The sequence below is a fragment of the Enterococcus sp. PF1-24 genome (assembly GCF_029893325.1).
In the GTDB taxonomy this organism is placed as follows: Bacteria; Bacillota; Bacilli; order Lactobacillales; family Enterococcaceae; genus HY326.
This window is the reverse complement of record NZ_JARXWL010000029.1, coordinates 16,195-33,071: the sequence shown is the minus strand read 5'-3', so window position 1 is coordinate 33,071 and position 16,877 is coordinate 16,195. Positions and strand designations below refer to the sequence as shown.

Below are 16,877 nucleotides of genomic sequence, written 5' to 3'. Positions count from 1 at the left end.
CTTGAACATGAAATGTGAAAAGCCAGCGTCTTTAGGCGCTGGCCGGTTTTAGGGGCTTATAGCCCCAGAGCAAACCACCCTTTTGAAGGGTGGTGATGATTAGCTTTTATTCACTAATTTCAATTGTTTCAATGACAACATCATGAACTGGGCGATCTTGTGGGCCTCTTTGGACGCCGCCAATTGTATCAACCACATCCATGCCTTCAGCCACATGACCAAAAACTGTATGACGGAAATCCAACCAAGGGGTACCGCCTTTTTTATAAGCTTCGATGATTTCAGTTGGGAAACCAGCACCTTCTAATTGCGTTAACATATTAGCGGGTACATTTTGATTATTTACAATGAAAAATTGGCTGCCGTTAGTGTTAGGACCAGCGTTTGCCATTGATAAAGCCCCCCGCAAATTAAAAACATCGCGAGAAAATTCATCTTCAAATTTTTCCCCATAAATACTTTCACCACCCATACCAGTACCGGTTGGGTCGCCCCCTTGAATCATAAAATCAGGGATGACACGGTGAAAAATCACGCCATCATAATATCCTTTTTTTGCTAATTGCACAAAGTTTTCAACGGTTTTTGGCGCCATTTCAGGAAATAATTGTACAACAATCTCTCCCATATTCGTTTTAATCGTTGCTTTTGGACCTTGAACATTGGCTAAATCTAACTGTGGAAATGCCAAAATAATCTCCTCCTTGTATCGTTATCAACGCTATCTCTTTGCACCTTAATCATTCAGCAAAGGATAACTTACAAATTCTTCTCTATCATAGCGAACTTCATGAAAAATTGCCAGCTTTATGAAAAAAATTCCTTAATTCCCTCTTCCACCTTAACAACTAACTTGCTTTTTTCTTTTTCCCAGCGTACCATAAAGAAACAAAATAAAAGATTGTGAGGATTTTCATGGTTATTCAAGGAGAAACTTTAGAAGAAACAGCTCGCCAACTCTTGCTTCAGCGGGGCGTGACAATTGATGATTTAGCAGAACTGGTTTTATTTTTGCAAAAACCTTATATTACGAATTTAACTACTGAAACTTGTATCGAAAATATCGAAGCCGTTTTATCAAAACGGGAAGTTCATAATGCAATTATCACCGGGATTCAATTAGATATTTTAGCGGAGCAAAAACAATTACTACATCCTTTGCAAGAAATTTTAACAGAAGATGAAGGCTTATACGGGATTGATGAGATTCTAGCTTTAGCTATCGTCAACGTTTATGGAACAATCGGTTTTACCAATTATGGCTACATTGATAAAGTAAAACCTGGTATTTTGAAAAAATTGAATGCTCATGACGGCAAGCAATGTCATACTTTCTTAGATGATATCGTTGGTGCGATAGCTGCCGCAGCAGCTAGCCGGTTAGCTCACTCAAACCCAGCTCAAAGTCCAATTACCCAATAAACAGCAGAAAATCCGCATTTTTCAGATTAAATTTCTGAGAAATGCGGATTTTTTCTTTTAAGCTAACTTCTTCTTTTTCAACTGTCTTCTGCCAGCCACAATGCCAATTAAAAAAATCGCTTCTAGCAAAACAAAAAACAAAACAAAATAATGCATAAAAAATTCAGCCGGTAAAACATTGATTATCGGATCAGTCGCCGGATTAAAAATCCAGTCATCATTACCAAACAAAACTTCATGGAATGTCGTAAAAAACCGATCAAAACCAATTGCCATTACAAAGCCTAACACTAAAGGCAACACCATGCCCACTTGAAAAGGCTGAATTAAACGCCATAAGCTTTTAGTCGTTACTAATTTTTTAACGAACAAAAGCGCTGGGATAATCGTAATGATTAACACCCCGTAATCCAATAAGAATAATTTTTTCACATCAATAAAATGTTGCAAACCACTTGCAGACATCGGAAAATCAGCTAACTGTAACGTATCCTCAAAAGGATTATTTAAAAATGACATTAGCTTACCAAAATTATCTAATAACTGACCTTTATCTAAATCTGTATAGGCTAAAATATCTAAATAGTCGACATCAAAAATGTATAAAGGGCGAAAATTAATAGTAATCGCCACCGTTAAACTAATAATCGCTAAAAATAGACACAGCCATTGCAAAGTATTTTTTAATTTTTCCTTCGTCATTCAACAAACTCCCATTCAGCTAAACTCGCCAAAACATAGGTTGGCGCTTGCGGTAAAGTTGGTACAGCTTCAGCTGAAGTAAAACCGGTCGTCACTAACAAACTATCAATTCCGTTAGCAATGCCGGCTTGAATATCAGTTTCGTAATTATCCCCCACCATTAAAACTTCTGACTTAGCTAAATTTAACAATGCCACCGCTTTTTCCATAATAATTGCTTCGGGTTTTCCGATAAAAACTGGTTGTTGTTGGGTAGCTGTCGCTAATAAAGCAATTAAAGCACCTGCCCCTGGCAATAAGCCTCGTTCTGTGGGAATATTTTTATCAGGGTTGGTGCCAATAAAAAGTGCCCCTTGGCGAATCGCTAACGTCGCTACTACAAATTTTTCATAAGTGACTTGGCTATCTAAGCCCACCACCACATAATCGGGTTTATCAGCTGTTAATTGATAACCGGCATTAACAATGGCTTCTTCTAAGCCGCCTTCACCAATCACATAAACTTTTTTACCAAGGTTGCGTTCTTTCATATAATCAACCGTCGCTAAACTGGCTGTATACACTGTTTCCGGGGAAACATGAATATCAAATTCATCAGCTAAACGCTGTGCCACTGTCGCAGGGGTTTTAGTAGTGTTGTTAGTGACGAATAAAAAAGGGATTCCTCTTTTTTGCAGCGCCTCAACGAAAGTTTTTCCGGCAGCAATCGGCGTTTTGCCTTTATAAATCGTTCCATCTAAATCAATTAAATAGCCACCATATTTTTTCATTTACTCGCCCCTTTTCCGAATCACAAAACCAGTTGCTTTTTCGGCAGGTTGTTTTTTAACAGGCGCTTTTTTATTTTCAACGGCTTTCGGCTTACGATTTTTAATTACTGGTTTAGTTTTTTCAATTGGTTTTACTGGGGCTTTTTTCTCTTCAATATGAGCTTCACCCATCGGTTTCTTGTTATTGCTACGACGTCGGCGGGTTTGTTTACGTTCTCTTTTGCCCCCGACACGTTCAATCACAAAATAAGCACAACCGAAATTGCAAAATTCATATAAATAATCTTCTAGCGTATCAATCCGCTGTTCTGGTAAAGCTTTACGATTATCCGCTGTGAAAAAACCTTTTAGGCGCAGCTGGTCATAGCCCCAATCCCCGACAACATAGTCATAACGAGAAAGCACCTCACTAAAACGTTCTCCCAAACGCTCTGGTTCAAAACCATCACGGTGATTGGCAACTAAGCGATATTGGCGCTCGCCGATTAAAAGTTCCCCATCAGCTAAAACTTGAACCACTTCACCTTTTTTCTTTTCTTCAGGCGCTTCTTGAACGATTTCACTTAAAACAGCCGTTATTTCTTCCGTCACTGTCTTCTTTTCTGCCTCATTTTTGTTAGGGACTTGCTTGACCATATTTACCACCTTATCTGTAAGAAGTTAAACTTCTTTCTTCTATATTATAAAAACGTGCGCTGCACTTTCATTTAACTTTACTAATTGTCTATATTCTAACATAAATTCCCTTAGAAACAATCTTTTCAAAATCAGGAATTAATAAATAAGTAATAATCAACTAACAAAAGACATCATCTTCAATTTTAATCCCTTAAAAATAGCTTGCAAGTAATCTCTCAAAAGGAAGACCCTCTTTTGGGAAAATTGCTTACAAGCTATCTTTATTATTTCGAATTTTCAATAGGAGTTTTTATTTGGTATCATAAACTGAATTTTTTTATAAATGAACGATAGTTCCGCTAGTTCCAGCAATCGCTTCAGAAGCTTTTTCTAAAGAAGCAATAATTGCTTTGCGGCCAGCTTTTGATTCAGCAAAGTCAATCGCTGCTTCAACTTTAGGTAGCATACTACCTGGTGCAAATTGATCTTCGCCGATATATTTTTGCATTTCAGCAACTGTTTCATCTTGTAAAGCTTTTTGGTTTTCTTTACCAAAGTTAACAAAAACATGATCCACAGCTGTTAAAATAATAAACATATCAGCATCAATTAAAGCCGCCATTTTAGAAGCCGCAAAATCTTTATCAATTACTGAATCAACGCCTTCATAATGGTTACCACGATAAACCACTGGGATTCCACCACCGCCACAAGCGATAACGACTTGGCCCGCATCAACCAATGTTTTCAAACTAACTTTTTCATAAATATCAACTGGTTTTGGTGAAGGAACTACCCGACGCCAACCACGACCCGCATCTTCTTTATAAATATCGCCAGTTTCAGCCATGATTTTTTTAGCAGTTGCTTCATCATAATAACCACCAATTGGTTTAGTTGGATTAGCAAAAGCCGGATCGTTAGGGTCCACGACAACTTGTGTCAACATTGAAATAACCGGTACATCTGTTAAGCCGCGAGCAACCAACTCTTCATCAATGGCTTGTTGCAAATGATAACCAATATATCCTTGGCTCATCGCTGTACATTCTGGAAAAGGCATTACTTCTTTACCTTCTTCAGTTGTTTTTTCAAAAGCTAAACGAATTTGACCCACTTGTGGACCATTTCCGTGAGCGATCACTACATTATGACCTGCTTGAATTAAATCAACAATTGATTTTGCTGCTAATTCAGCTTTATTTAATTGTTCATTCGCTGAATTTCCTAAGGCATTACCACCCAGCGCAATAACGATTTTTGACATTTGTATTCCTCCTTGTTCGTAATAGAGTATTTATTTTTCTTTGAAAAATTAGTTTTATTCTCACCACGCATACCATTCCACTAGCTTTGTACTTGGTAAGTGGAACTGGCAACTTCCTTTTTTAAAATCAGAAAGGCTTGTCAAAAGACAAGCTCTTTCTAATTGAATGTCTTAACGTTTTGGTTGTTGTTGTGTAATACAGTGAATATTTCCGCCACCGTAAACAACTTCTACCGTATTAACGCCTACGATTTCTTTATCAGGGAACATTGCTTGAACTTGTTCTAAAGCTAATGCATCGTTAACATCACCATATTGAGGAACGATAACACCGCCATTAGTAATTAAGAAGTTCATGTAAGAAGCAATACAGATATCGCCATCTTCACGAGGCATTGTACCTTCTACATAATCAATTTTGAAGTTGCCGTCGATTGTTACAATTTCAACTGGGCAACATAATTTATGAACTTTTAATTTACGACCTTTGGCATCTGTCATTTCTGATAAACGTTTGTAAGCATCTTGTGCTGCTGCATAGAAAGGACTCGCTTCATCTTCAGTATAAATACAAGCAACTTCACCTGGTGCTACGAAACAAGCCACATCATCAATATGTCCATTTGTTTCTTCAGGGTCAATACCGTCTTTAATCCATAAAACTTTTTCACAGTTTAAGTAGTCACATAATTTTTTCTCAATTTCTTCTTTTGTCATATGAGGATTACGGCCTTCACTTAACAAACACATTTCTGATGTTAACACAGTGCCTTCGCCATCAACGTGAATAGAGCCACCTTCTAAAACAAAATCGCTTGTCCGGTAAGAATCAACTTTTTCAATTTCACAAATTTTTTGAGCAACTAAGTCATCTTGATCCCAAGGGAAATATAAACCGTCTACTAATCCGCCCCAAGCGTTAAACGCCCAGTCAGCGCCACGTAATTCGCCTTTATCATTAATAAGGAAAGATGGACCGCAGTCACGAACCCAAGCATCATTATTTGACATTTCATAAACAGAAATATGATCAGGCATTTGACGACGACAATTTTGATATTGTTGTTGAGAAACAACAACATTCATTGGTGTAAATTTGCTAATTGCAGTTGCTACCGCAGTAAATGCTTCTTGAACTGGTTTACCACCGTCACGCCAGTTATCTGGGCGCTCTGGCCAAATCATCCAAACTTTTTCCTGTGGTTCATACTCTCCAGGCATTCTAAAGCCATCTTGTTTTGGTGTAGTTCCTTCAATTCTTTTTGCCATTTACTTTTCCTCCTAGTTCGTTTTAAAGTACTAAATTTTCTTTGAAAATTTAGTTTGACGCTCACTACGTATATCATTCCACTAGCTCGATTACTTGGTAAGTGGAACTGACATCCTAGTTCGTTTTAAGGTATTAAATTTTCTTTGAAAATTTAATTTGATGCTCACTACGTATACCATTCAACTAACTTGATACTTTAGTAAGTCGAACTGACATCCTAGTTCGTTTTAAAGCATTGATTTTCCCGCAAACCATAAACGCTCTATCTTGACAAGGAAAGTTAGCGTTTACAGTCTGCTTTTTTTAAAGCAGACCTTCATTGTTCCGCTAAAAATTGTAACTATTAAAATCATCACTAAAGCCCCTTAACACTAAATCAACGAATCTCTTCATCAATTTTGTCTGAAGTTGTGTTTTATGGAACTTTAGCGACAATTATTTAATCAATAAAAACTATTTTTTTATTTTTTTCGCAATAATGATAACTTCTCCGATAATCACACAGACAATTGCGCCAATCGTAATTGGCAGCTGTTCACTTAAAGAAGCTGCATCAAATTGCAACGGAATTGCTGTAAAGACTAATGAAATTAAAATCATCGCCATTGGTACAACTACTAAGAATTTTAAGAAGCCATCGCCACCGCTAACTTTAAATGGTCTTGGTGTATCAGGATCAATTTTTCTTAATTTGTAGAAAGCTGGGAAAACTGGTACATAAGATAGTAAGAACATTACTAAGTTTAATGAGAAGAATGCCCAGAATAAATCTTGGTTCGGTAAAATCGGTGCGATAACTACCACGACTGAAGCCACAATACCGTTCATAATTGCAGTACCGATTGGCATTTCATTTTTCTTGCTACGAATACCGAAAACTTTTGGCATATCGCCATTTTCAGCTGCATAACAAGCCGTATTATTAACACCTAATGACCAAGAAATCATATTACCAAATAAAGTTAATAGGAATAAGAAGGCTACTAAAATAATAAACCAGCCATCTGTAGAACCTGTTAATAGTTTGAAACTATCAATTAAACCACTACCTGTACTAATTTGGTCTGTTGGAATCGCTACGCTAATTCCGAAAGCAGAGAAAATGTAGATTGCAGCAATCACTAAACCAGCGGCTACAATTGATTGTGGAATTTGTTTTTTAGGATTTTCCATATCATCTGCAAAAGTACAAATAACTTCAAATCCTAATAAGTTGAAAATAATTACTGAAATAAAGGATAAACTATTTAAATCAAAAGATGGTAATAAAGAGCTAACTGTATATTCATTTGCCATACCACGAGTAAAGGCTACATATAAACCTAAACCACCGATTAATACCGCTAACACCATCTTAATAATAGCTGCGCCATTTAAAATCCAGATACTATCACTTACCGGATAAAAACTAATCCAGACAATAATCCAGATAAAGACTAATTCAATCACAACTGAAGCGACTGTTGAAAATTGGATACCGATAATCGTTGTTAATAAATCCGGACACATAACCGCTAAAGAAGCCAGCCATAATGGATAGTTAATCCAGTAATACCAAGACACCCGTGAACCCCAACGGTGCCCGAAAGCTTTTGTTACCCAATCATAAATCCCACCATCACCAATATAAGTTGTTCCTAGCTCGGAAGAAATTAAACCATAAGGTAATAAGAATGCTACTAATAAAAATATCCACCAAAAAAATTGTGAATTACCAATCGCGGCTACAGGGGCAGCTGCTTCAGCAACGAAAACAACACAGATGACAGATAAAATAGCACTCATCAAGCTAAATTTTTTCTTTTTCTCTTCCATTTTTTTCATCCTTTCTCTGATGCATATGGAAGGTTCGTAGCTAAAATGAGAAGGCTTAGTCTTTTTACAACTAAGCATAGCTTCTCAATTTAACTACTTACAAGGGAAATACCTTATCCTTTTCACTTTAAAATTCGCTTTTATGAGTTACAAATATAAGCTATTTCCACTGATTCCTTCTGTCAAACAAATTTTATAATGCTTTTCCTAAAAATACTTCTAAATCAGCTTTTGCTTCTGCTTTTTTCGCTTCGTCAATTGGATTTTTAGCAGCGTAGTCATTTAACAAGTAAACTAATAAACCACGAATTGAAGTTAAACGGTTTTCAGCTTCGTCGAAACAAATTGAGTTTGCGCCGTCAATTACTTCATCAGTTACTTCTTCACCACGTGATGCAGGTAAGCAGTGCATGAATTTACAATTTTTACCAGCTTTATCCATCATCGCTTGGTCTACTTGGTATTTAGGATAGAAAGCAGCCATTCTTTCTTCTTCTGATAATTCAGCTTCGTATAAACCATACCAAACGTCAGTGTATAAGAAATCTGATCCAACAATTGCTTCTTCATCATCAGTTACTAAGAAGCTACCGCCAGAAACTTCACAGTTTGCAGCTAATTTAGCTTTATGATCTTCATTTAATTGGAAATCTTTTGGTCCGAAGTGAACGAACTTCATACCCATTTTAGTAGCGATTAAACCTAATGAGAAACATACTTGTGTTGCATCACCAACGAAAACAACTTTACAGTCTTCGATTTTTTTGCCAGCAGGTAAATGTTCAATCATAGTACATAAGTCACCAAGTTCTTGTGTTGGGTGATTGTAATCAGACATACCATTGATAACTGGAATAGTTGCGTTTTTAGCTAAGTCATGAGCGCTATGATGACGTTCAACCCGTGCCATTAAAATATCTGTTAAACGAGAAAGTACGCGACTAGTATCTTCAATTGTTTCATGTCCGCCTAATTGAATTTGGCCTGGTGCTAAGTATTCAGCATGTCCGCCTAATTGAGTCATTGCAGTTTCAAATGAAACACGAGTTCTAGTAGAAGATTGTTGGAAAATCATACCTAAAGTTTTGTTTTTTAATAGTGGTGGATAGAAACCATTTTTGATTGATTTTTTAATTTTTAATGATAAATCAACGATGTATTGAATTTCCTCCTTAGTATAAGTTTCTGTTGTAATAAAATCTCTTTTTGCCATTTTAGTTCCTCCTAAAATTTTTTGTTTTGTTTTTGACATCCTCACTTTAGCAATTTATGAAAAGGTTTACGATAAGCTAAAAGATGTAAACGCAAACATCTGTGGAATCGCTTGCAAAACATAGGTTTATTTATAGTTATAAACCCTTGATTTACAAAGGGTTTATAAAAGTTTAGGCAGAAGTTTATGAAATTTATAAGGGTTTAGAGAACAAAAAAATGCTATAATGTAGAAGAAGAAAATTTCAGCTTTTTTTCTTAATTGAATTGAGCGACTTTCCACTTGAAAGGGGTTCCTAAAATGGTTGCGGTATTCATTTATAATATCTTGCTGATTGTGTTGTATACAATCGCGATGTCTTTTGCAATTAATTTATATTTAAAAGAAAAGCGCAAAATATTTTTAATTCTTGTTATTTATATCGGATTTTTCATTTTGGATAATGTCATTATTTATATGACAGAGTTTATTAATACTTTTGCCCTCACTTACAACCAAACCTTTATGAGCATCCCAGCTATTAAAACGATTATTTTCATGGTGAATGCTTTCTGCTCGTTTTGGATTGTAGCAACAATACTTAAAGAAAACATTCCACCGCTGCACTATGCTATTTTAATTTTAATGGCGGTTTGGATGATTTCGGTGCCGATGCTGTCAAACTCAGCCTTAAAAGTTTGGCTCTACTATCTACCTAATCAATTAACGCTGATTTATCTCGGTTTTTATGCTTGGCGCCAACATAAAATAAAAACCGAGCTATCAGAACGCAGCTTAACCTATTTAAAATGGATTGCTATTTTATGTGCTGTTAGTGGTTTATGTATCCTTTTAGAAGATACTTTTGTAATTTTCAATGTCGATCAATATAGTTCTTTAGATTTAAAAATTTATAACCGCAATGTTTGCGAAGATATCTTTTCGATTGTAGCTTGTCTGCTAACAATTCGTTTCTTCTTGATTGATTACACTTCACCAAAAGAAACAATTATTATCGAACCACAAGAAGATGACACAGAAATTTTTAAAGCTTTCTGTCGCGAGCATCAATTAACGCAACGAGAAGAAGAAATTTTTAAATTATTATTGGATCATAAACAAAATCAAGAAATCGCCGATGAACTATTTTTATCGATCGGTACAGTTAAAACTCACGTTCATAATATTTTCATTAAATTAAACGTCAACAAACGTAATCAAATCATTGATCTATACGAAAATTTCAAAAACCACTACACTCAAAACTTAGCAGAAAATAATAGTTAACAAAACAGCCAGCTCACTTTCTTACTTAAAAGTGAACTGGCTGTTTTTCATTCTTTATTCTTTTGATAACTGGGCTTTGCGAGCACGGGCTTCTTTATCTAATTTTTTCTGAGCTTTTTTAGAACCCCGTTCAAGATCACGTTGCTGCTTTCTTTCACTAAAGCTAGTAAAAAGCTGATTCAAATCATAATCTGCCGGGTATAAATCAGCAACTCGAGCTTGTAGCTCCAAACGGCGATTCAAGACTTTATGAAAAGTTCCTTCAATATAAATACTGGAAAAATTATTTTCTAAAGCTTCATAAAATAAGCCCACTTGTTTTAAATCTTTCGCTAAAACCCGATCGCCTTGTTGAAACTTCGGCGTAGTTTCAACATCCTGCGTAGTTTGCGATTTTTGTTGATACTTAAATGTTTTTTTAGCAGTTGGATAAGTTTCATCAGTTAAAAAGTTTTTGGCTTGGATTAAGACATCTTCACTAATCACCATTTTTTTCGCAATCCAAAAGGCGTTGCTATCGCCAACTTTATTCATTAATAATTGATATTTTGGCGAAAGAGTCGCAACATCAAAGGCCATTGCCGCTGTGACAAAATCTTCATGCTGTAAAGCGAAGTCCTTAATTTCCCCATAGTGCGTGGTAGCGACAATTAACGCCCCTTTGCGATAAAGTTTTCCCATAATGGCAATCCCTAGCGCCGCCCCTTCCTTCGGTTCAGTGCCACTGCCAATTTCATCTACTAAAACTAAAGTTTGCTGCTTGGCAGCTTGTAAAATTTCGGAAATATGCTGCATATGGCCAGAAAAAGTGCTTAAAGAATTGGGTAAACTTTGTTGATCCCCAATATCTAAAAAGATTTCTTTGAAAATCGCAATTTCCGTTCCCGGTTGGTTGGCAACAAAAATCCCTGACATGGTTAATAGACAAGTTAAAGCAATTGTTTTTAAAACTACCGTCTTCCCACCAGCATTGGGTCCGGTAATAATCAGACCACGCGCTGTAGTTCCTAGCTCTAAGCTTAGCGGCACAGCATCGTTACCTAATAACGGGTGCTTCACGCCTTTAAAGACAAGACGATCTTCTTGATTAACTAAAGGTTTACTGCCAGCTAAGGCTCGGCTCAATTTCCCCCGAGCAAAAATAATATCTAATTCCACAACAGTTTCTTTACAGAAATTAATTTCCATTAGTTTTTCCGCAATCAAGCCAGTCAAATAGGCTAAAATTTGATAAACTTCTGCAACTTCGCTACTTTTCGCCAAAACCAATTGGTCGTTTAATTTGCTAACATCATGGGGCTCAATATAAACTGTTGTCCCTTTATTGGAAGTTTCAATAATATTCCCTGCAATTTTATTTTTGAATTCAATTCGGACAGGTAATGTATAACGATCATCCTTCATTAAAATCATCTTATCTTGCAAATAGCTAGTACTTCCGCTGTTTTTCAGATATTTAGCTAATTTTTGTTGGATTTCTTTTTCAAGTTTACGAACTTGCCCACGAATTTTTCGCAACTCCCGAAAATTTTCATCCGCCAAATGATTTCCTTGAACGCTACTATTGATAATTTCCTCTACGCTAGTAAAACTTACTAAAGAATTAGTGTAGCGATATAACAACGGCGTTTGATATTGATTTTTGGCAAACAATTTTGAAATCAAACGGAAACTCCGCAGAAAATCACCGTACTCTAGTAATTCTGTCGGCTCCAAAATCATACCTTTTTCAATTTTAGTGGTCAATTGTTGAATCCGCGTTAAGCCCATAAAAGGAACATGCTGCCCAGAATCTAGCAATAGCATCGCTTCTGCCGATTCATCTAACCAACGATTAACCGCCGCCAATGAACTGGAAGGATCCCGCTGTTCAATAATTTCTTTAGCGGCATCACTAATCGCCAGTTGCTGCCACCGTTGTTTAATTTCTATATATTGGGTAATTTCTAATAGTTGTTGATTCATTTTATCTATTCCTTTTTTTATATTTTTTATGAAATAGACACCTGTTTAAAAATAATACTCTACAGATTTTTAAATCCGTGCCCTATTTTTCACAACAGAGCAGTTGCAAGCATGAATAAAGCTGATATTCTAAAGATAAATTTAATTTTGAGTATACAAAAAGGCGATAGTTTACCTATCGCCATAACTAACAAAATAATTTGATAATCAACAGGTATCTAAAGGCATATCAAATAAACCAGGTTTATTTGATCATTCAATTGCTTAATTAGATACGCGCTACACTCACCAAAAGTACTCCCTATTTACTATAAAATAATAGCTTTTTTTATTCTTGCTAACATTTTTATTCTACATGGTCTTTTCTAAAACTTCAAGTCATTTTTTATTTTCACTAGTCTTTTGTGGAAATAAAAATGAACAGACGATGATTACCACATTAATCGCAATACCGATTAAAATCGGTAGTAAGGAATCTGGAGTGAAAATAATTAACGAAACTAAAACCGCCATAAAGCTAACTAAAATCCCGGCAGTAACCGTTTTAGCCGTTACTTTTTTTAAGAAAAAGGCCGCTATAATTGGCACAAACAAAGTCCCAGTTAAAAATGAATAAGCAATATTCAACGCTGAGATAATATTTCCCACCAAAATCGCTACTAAAATAGCAACTCCGCCTAAAACCGCTGTAATCCAACGAGTTGTTTTGACATAATCAAATTCTTGCTTTCTTTTCTTTAAATAAGGCGCAAATAAATCATTAGTTAACAAAGTGGCTGAAGCCAACAAAGTTCCTGAAGCAGTTGACATTAAGGCTGCTACCACCGCCGCTAAAACAATCCCAGTAATACCTGGTGGTAAAAAGTCGATAGCTGCTTGCGAGAAAACGGTCTGCGAGTTAGTGATTTGTGGCAAAGCTATAAAAGCACACATCCCAATAATCGCAACTGCTACACCGTAAACCATACTATAAATCCCTGCTAAAACTGTTCCTCGTTTAGCAGTTTTAGTATCTTTAGCAGTAAATACTCGTTGCCAAATATCTTGTCCGATAATTACTCCTAAGCCATAAAGTAAGAAATATTGAAAAATCGTATCCCAACCAATTGCCGAAACAGATAAATAACTTTCAGGAATTTCTGAAATTAATTTATCTATTCCTCCTACTTGATGAATGGAAAAAGGTAAAAGTAAAAAGAGAATGCCCACGGTAATAATGATAAAGTGAATAAAATCCGTCATAGTTAAGGCCCACATCCCCCCAAGAACTGTGTAGGCAAAAACTAAACAACCCACAACTAACATACTTAGTTTTGGATCCCAGCCTAAAATGGATTGTAAAATTGTTCCTAAAGAAATAATTTGAGTAGCTGAAACCATTAAGGCATAAATGGCAGCTACAATCGCACTAATCCATTGAGCTTTACTATCAAAACGACGCTCTAAAAATTCACTAATCGTTAGAACTTTCAAATTTACAATTTTTTCAATAAAGAAAACTGCAATTAAAACTAAACCCAGCCCTAACATAAAAACTAACCAAGCACCGGAAATTCCGTATTGATAGCCTAGTCCGGTAGAGCCAATGGTTGAAGCACCACCTAAAACTACAGCGATAATACAGCCAGTATACATGGGTAAGCCTAATCGCCGACCAGCCACAGCAAAATCTTCAGAAGAGCTGGCTTTTTTAGCGCCAAAAATTCCAATCGCAAAAATTAATAGAAAGTAGCCTACCATAATTATTGTATCTAAAACTTTCATAATAACAGAACACCTCTCTCTTATCCTTTTGAATACGTTCACAAAAAACTAGAGGTCATTATTGGTCGCTTAGATGAAAGACTTATCCATCTATCTCTTTTTTAACTTTTGCAGACCTTGTTTTTATTATGTAATGTCCACAAAAGCAATTTATTTCGAGGGTAAAGTTCTATTTATTTAATTTCCTTGGTAATAAATTTTTCAATATACAAACCTAACATTAACTGAAAAACATCATGCATGGATTGTAAATTTTTATTTGTTACAATCTCTATTCTCTTAATTCGCGAACGTAAGGTATTTTCATGAATATATAACTCACTGGCCGTCTGATGGACACTTAGATTTTTATTAATAAAAACCCGTAAAGTTTTTACAAGCTCGGTATTATTTTGTTGATCATAGGTCATTAACGGCTTAATTAATGTATCAAAATACTCTCGCATAAAACTGTGATTCAAAGTTTCTTTTTCTGTAAAGAAGAGTTGCAATAAACCAGTATCAGCAAAAAAGACTTGATTATCTTTCATTAATTCCTTACAAGAATAAGCAAATTTCGCTTCTTTATAAGCTTTAGGAATTTCAATTACTGAATGCGGAGTACTAACTCCTATCTGATTTTTTTGACTTAGCAACTTATACAGCAAGTGATAACTAGTTTGACTTTCTGTAAGAACAGGTATTAAAAAAAGATAGCTATCCTTTTTCTCCAAATAAAGACACTCTTTAATTAACTGACTTTTTCTAAGCATCATTTTTAACTGTTCGAGAAAATCATCTATATTGTTGTTAGGCTTTCTTTCTACTACACAAACAATGTATTCATCATAAATTGTGCGGCCTAATTGTTTGCCACGAAGAATAATTTCATCTAAAGTCTGAATTTCGCCATTAATCAAATGAGAAATAAATTCTCGATAATATTTTCCTTCAATTTTTTTAAGCTCTTGTAACTTAGAAATTTCCACAACTGATAAAGCTGCTAGTTGCTCTGTTTTAGCTAAATCCGCATAGATTAACGGTTTAAAGATTGAAGTTTCTAATACAATATAGCCCCAAACATCAGCATCATATTTAATCGGTAATAAGAAAAAAGTCTCTTCATCCGTTGTAATTGAATAGTGTTCATATTTAATTAACTCATCAATCGGTAAAGTATACCGATGTTTTTTCTGGATAGACAAATTATTTTCTTTAAAAAGGGGCCAGTTAAATGCTTTGGAACTAGCAACTTCTTTCATCTTAACATCAAGAATCGCTAGCTCTTTGCCGACTGCATCACCACAAAGATTGCAGAGTTCGTTTAATGTTCCACCAGATAAAATTAATTTCAACAAATCATCTCTAAGACTCATGGCTTGGTGAAGAAAATAAAACTGTCGTTCATTTAAGTAACGGTTAATTGGTTCTGAGATATTGGTCCAGCTCATTTCAACGGGCACTTCCACAATCGGAAAACCAATTGCATCAGCATACTCCAAAACCGAAGCGGGTAACTTCATAATAAAGCGCTTAAATTTTATAAATAAAGCAGCAATATTTCGTGAAGCTAACTCATCAATAAAATGAATCATTTGTTTATCATCATAATCTTTCAAAAAATAACCATTTGTTAACAATAATTCATTTTCTTCCAACCAATAAACAATATCTGGATTATCCATAACCGTCACAAATTTAACTTCATTTGCTAAGCCTTCTTCACCAGCTAAAATCTTCAATTTAGACAATTCTATTAATGTTAAAATTTCATTTAGTTGTGGAAACATTTATACAACTCCCCCTTTCTATCATGTAATTAATTCTATCACATCACATTCATAAAGAGGCTGTTTATTTGTAAATAACTGTGCCAGATTCCCCATCTAATAAGGCAGAAATATTTTCTAAGGAGGTAATTACCGCTTTGCCATGAGGGACTTTTTCTACAAATTCAATCGCTGCTTGAATTTTTGGTAACATACTGCCTGGTGCAAATTGATTTTCAGCAATATAGCCCTCTAACTCTGCTACACTTACTTTAGTTAATTTCTTTTGTTGTGGCGTATTGAAATCTATATAAACATATTTAACACCAGTTAAAATAATAAATAAATCAGCTGAAACTAACTCCGCAAGTTTTTCAGAAGCAAAATCTTTATCTATTACCGCTTCTGTTCCAACTAAGCCTTCAGCCGTTTCAATAACCGGAATCCCCCCACCACCAGTACAAATCACAACGATATCTTCTTCAATCATTTTTTTAATTCCGTTGGCTTCTTTAATCGCAATTGGTTTAGGCGAAGCAACAACTTTGCGCCAGCCTCGACCAGCATCTTCAACAAAAGTTGCTCCGCTATCCTTTGCTGCTTGTTCAGCTTCTTCTTTTGTTAAAAATGGTCCTACTGGTTTAGTTGGTTTTTTAAAAGCTGGATCCATTTCATCAACAATCACTTGCGTGACGGCTGATAAAACATCTTTTTCAAGCTTTTCTTGCTTCAACTGATTTTGTAGCGCATTTTGTAACCAGTAACCAATGCTACCTTCAGTCATTGCCACACAAGTATCTAGTGGCATCGCTGGATTTTTTTCATTATCTGTCGCTGCTTGTTGCAACAATAAATTCCCCACTTGCGGACCATTCCCATGGGAAATAATCAATTGATGACCTTGCTTAATAAAGCCTGTCAAATACTTGGCTGTTGTCTCTAAAGCTTGCTGTTGTGCTTTGGCACTAGCATCTTTTGATAAAATAGCATTTCCCCCAAGCGCAATCACAATTTTTTGTTTTGGCATATTTTCTCCCCCCGTTATTTCATTTTTTAA

14 protein-coding genes are annotated in these 16,877 nt (G+C 35.5%); 2 read left to right on the top strand and 12 right to left on the bottom strand.

Features of this window, described 5'->3' with window-relative positions:
- Nucleotides 1-106: 106 nt before the first annotated feature.
- Nucleotides 107-691: a peptidylprolyl isomerase gene (locus M2139_RS11740; protein WP_280739052.1), complete on the bottom strand. Its 585-nt coding sequence runs from the start codon at nucleotides 689-691 to the stop codon at nucleotides 107-109.
- A gap of 224 nt (nucleotides 692-915) precedes the next feature.
- Here M2139_RS11740 and M2139_RS11735 point away from each other — a divergent pair, with 224 nt between their 5' ends.
- Nucleotides 916-1,422, top strand: a complete 507-nt coding sequence (locus M2139_RS11735) for a phosphatidylglycerophosphatase A (protein ID WP_280739051.1) — start codon at nucleotides 916-918, stop codon at nucleotides 1,420-1,422.
- A gap of 57 nt (nucleotides 1,423-1,479) precedes the next feature.
- Here the strand turns inward: M2139_RS11735 and M2139_RS11730 are convergent, their stop codons facing one another.
- From M2139_RS11730 to ptcA, 7 genes are all read right to left on the bottom strand, one after another.
- Entirely contained in the window at nucleotides 1,480-2,124 is a 645-nt protein-coding gene (locus tag M2139_RS11730; RefSeq protein WP_280739050.1) for a TIGR01906 family membrane protein, read from the bottom strand.
- Nucleotides 2,121-2,894: a TIGR01457 family HAD-type hydrolase gene (locus M2139_RS11725; protein ID WP_280739049.1), complete on the bottom strand. Its 774-nt coding sequence runs from the start codon at nucleotides 2,892-2,894 to the stop codon at nucleotides 2,121-2,123. The genes M2139_RS11730 and M2139_RS11725 overlap by 4 nt, the downstream gene beginning before the upstream one ends.
- A complete protein-coding gene (locus M2139_RS11720) occupies nucleotides 2,895-3,530 on the bottom strand; it encodes a YutD family protein (RefSeq protein ID WP_280739048.1) in 636 nt (211 codons plus the stop codon).
- 319 nt (nucleotides 3,531-3,849) lie between these two features.
- Nucleotides 3,850-4,779 (bottom strand): carbamate kinase, encoded by a 930-nt coding sequence (arcC, locus tag M2139_RS11715; RefSeq protein ID WP_280739047.1) that lies wholly within the window; start codon nucleotides 4,777-4,779, stop codon nucleotides 3,850-3,852.
- Between the two features lie 171 nt (nucleotides 4,780-4,950).
- Complete coding sequence (aguA, locus tag M2139_RS11710; protein WP_280739046.1) at nucleotides 4,951-6,048, bottom strand: agmatine deiminase; 1,098 nt, start codon at nucleotides 6,046-6,048, stop codon at nucleotides 4,951-4,953.
- Nucleotides 6,049-6,502: 454 nt separating this feature from the next.
- On the bottom strand, nucleotides 6,503-7,864 hold the full coding sequence (locus tag M2139_RS11705; protein ID WP_280739045.1) for an APC family permease: 1,362 nt from the start codon (nucleotides 7,862-7,864) through the stop codon (nucleotides 6,503-6,505).
- Nucleotides 7,865-8,057: 193 nt separating this feature from the next.
- Nucleotides 8,058-9,077, bottom strand: coding sequence for a putrescine carbamoyltransferase (ptcA, locus tag M2139_RS11700; RefSeq protein ID WP_280739044.1), 1,020 nt, complete (start codon nucleotides 9,075-9,077; stop codon nucleotides 8,058-8,060).
- A 300-nt stretch (nucleotides 9,078-9,377) separates the two neighbouring features.
- Here ptcA and M2139_RS11695 point away from each other — a divergent pair, with 300 nt between their 5' ends.
- Nucleotides 9,378-10,343, top strand: a complete 966-nt coding sequence (locus tag M2139_RS11695) for a LuxR C-terminal-related transcriptional regulator (RefSeq protein WP_280739043.1) — start codon at nucleotides 9,378-9,380, stop codon at nucleotides 10,341-10,343.
- A 54-nt stretch (nucleotides 10,344-10,397) separates the two neighbouring features.
- Here the strand turns inward: M2139_RS11695 and M2139_RS11690 are convergent, their stop codons facing one another.
- The 4 genes from M2139_RS11690 to arcC (M2139_RS11675) all read right to left on the bottom strand — a co-directional run bounded on the left by M2139_RS11690 (nucleotide 10,398) and on the right by arcC (M2139_RS11675) (nucleotide 16,847).
- Entirely contained in the window at nucleotides 10,398-12,308 is a 1,911-nt protein-coding gene (locus M2139_RS11690) for an endonuclease MutS2 (protein WP_280739042.1), read from the bottom strand.
- A gap of 378 nt (nucleotides 12,309-12,686) precedes the next feature.
- The gene (locus tag M2139_RS11685; protein WP_280739041.1) at nucleotides 12,687-14,072 is read right to left on the bottom strand and encodes a sodium:solute symporter; all 1,386 of its coding nucleotides are present in this window, start codon (nucleotides 14,070-14,072) and stop codon (nucleotides 12,687-12,689) included.
- 173 nt (nucleotides 14,073-14,245) lie between these two features.
- Nucleotides 14,246-15,841, bottom strand: a complete 1,596-nt coding sequence (locus tag M2139_RS11680) for a PucR family transcriptional regulator (RefSeq protein ID WP_280739040.1) — start codon at nucleotides 15,839-15,841, stop codon at nucleotides 14,246-14,248.
- A gap of 64 nt (nucleotides 15,842-15,905) precedes the next feature.
- Nucleotides 15,906-16,847, bottom strand: a complete 942-nt coding sequence (gene arcC, locus M2139_RS11675) for a carbamate kinase (protein ID WP_280739039.1) — start codon at nucleotides 16,845-16,847, stop codon at nucleotides 15,906-15,908.
- Nucleotides 16,848-16,877: the final 30 nt, after the last annotated feature.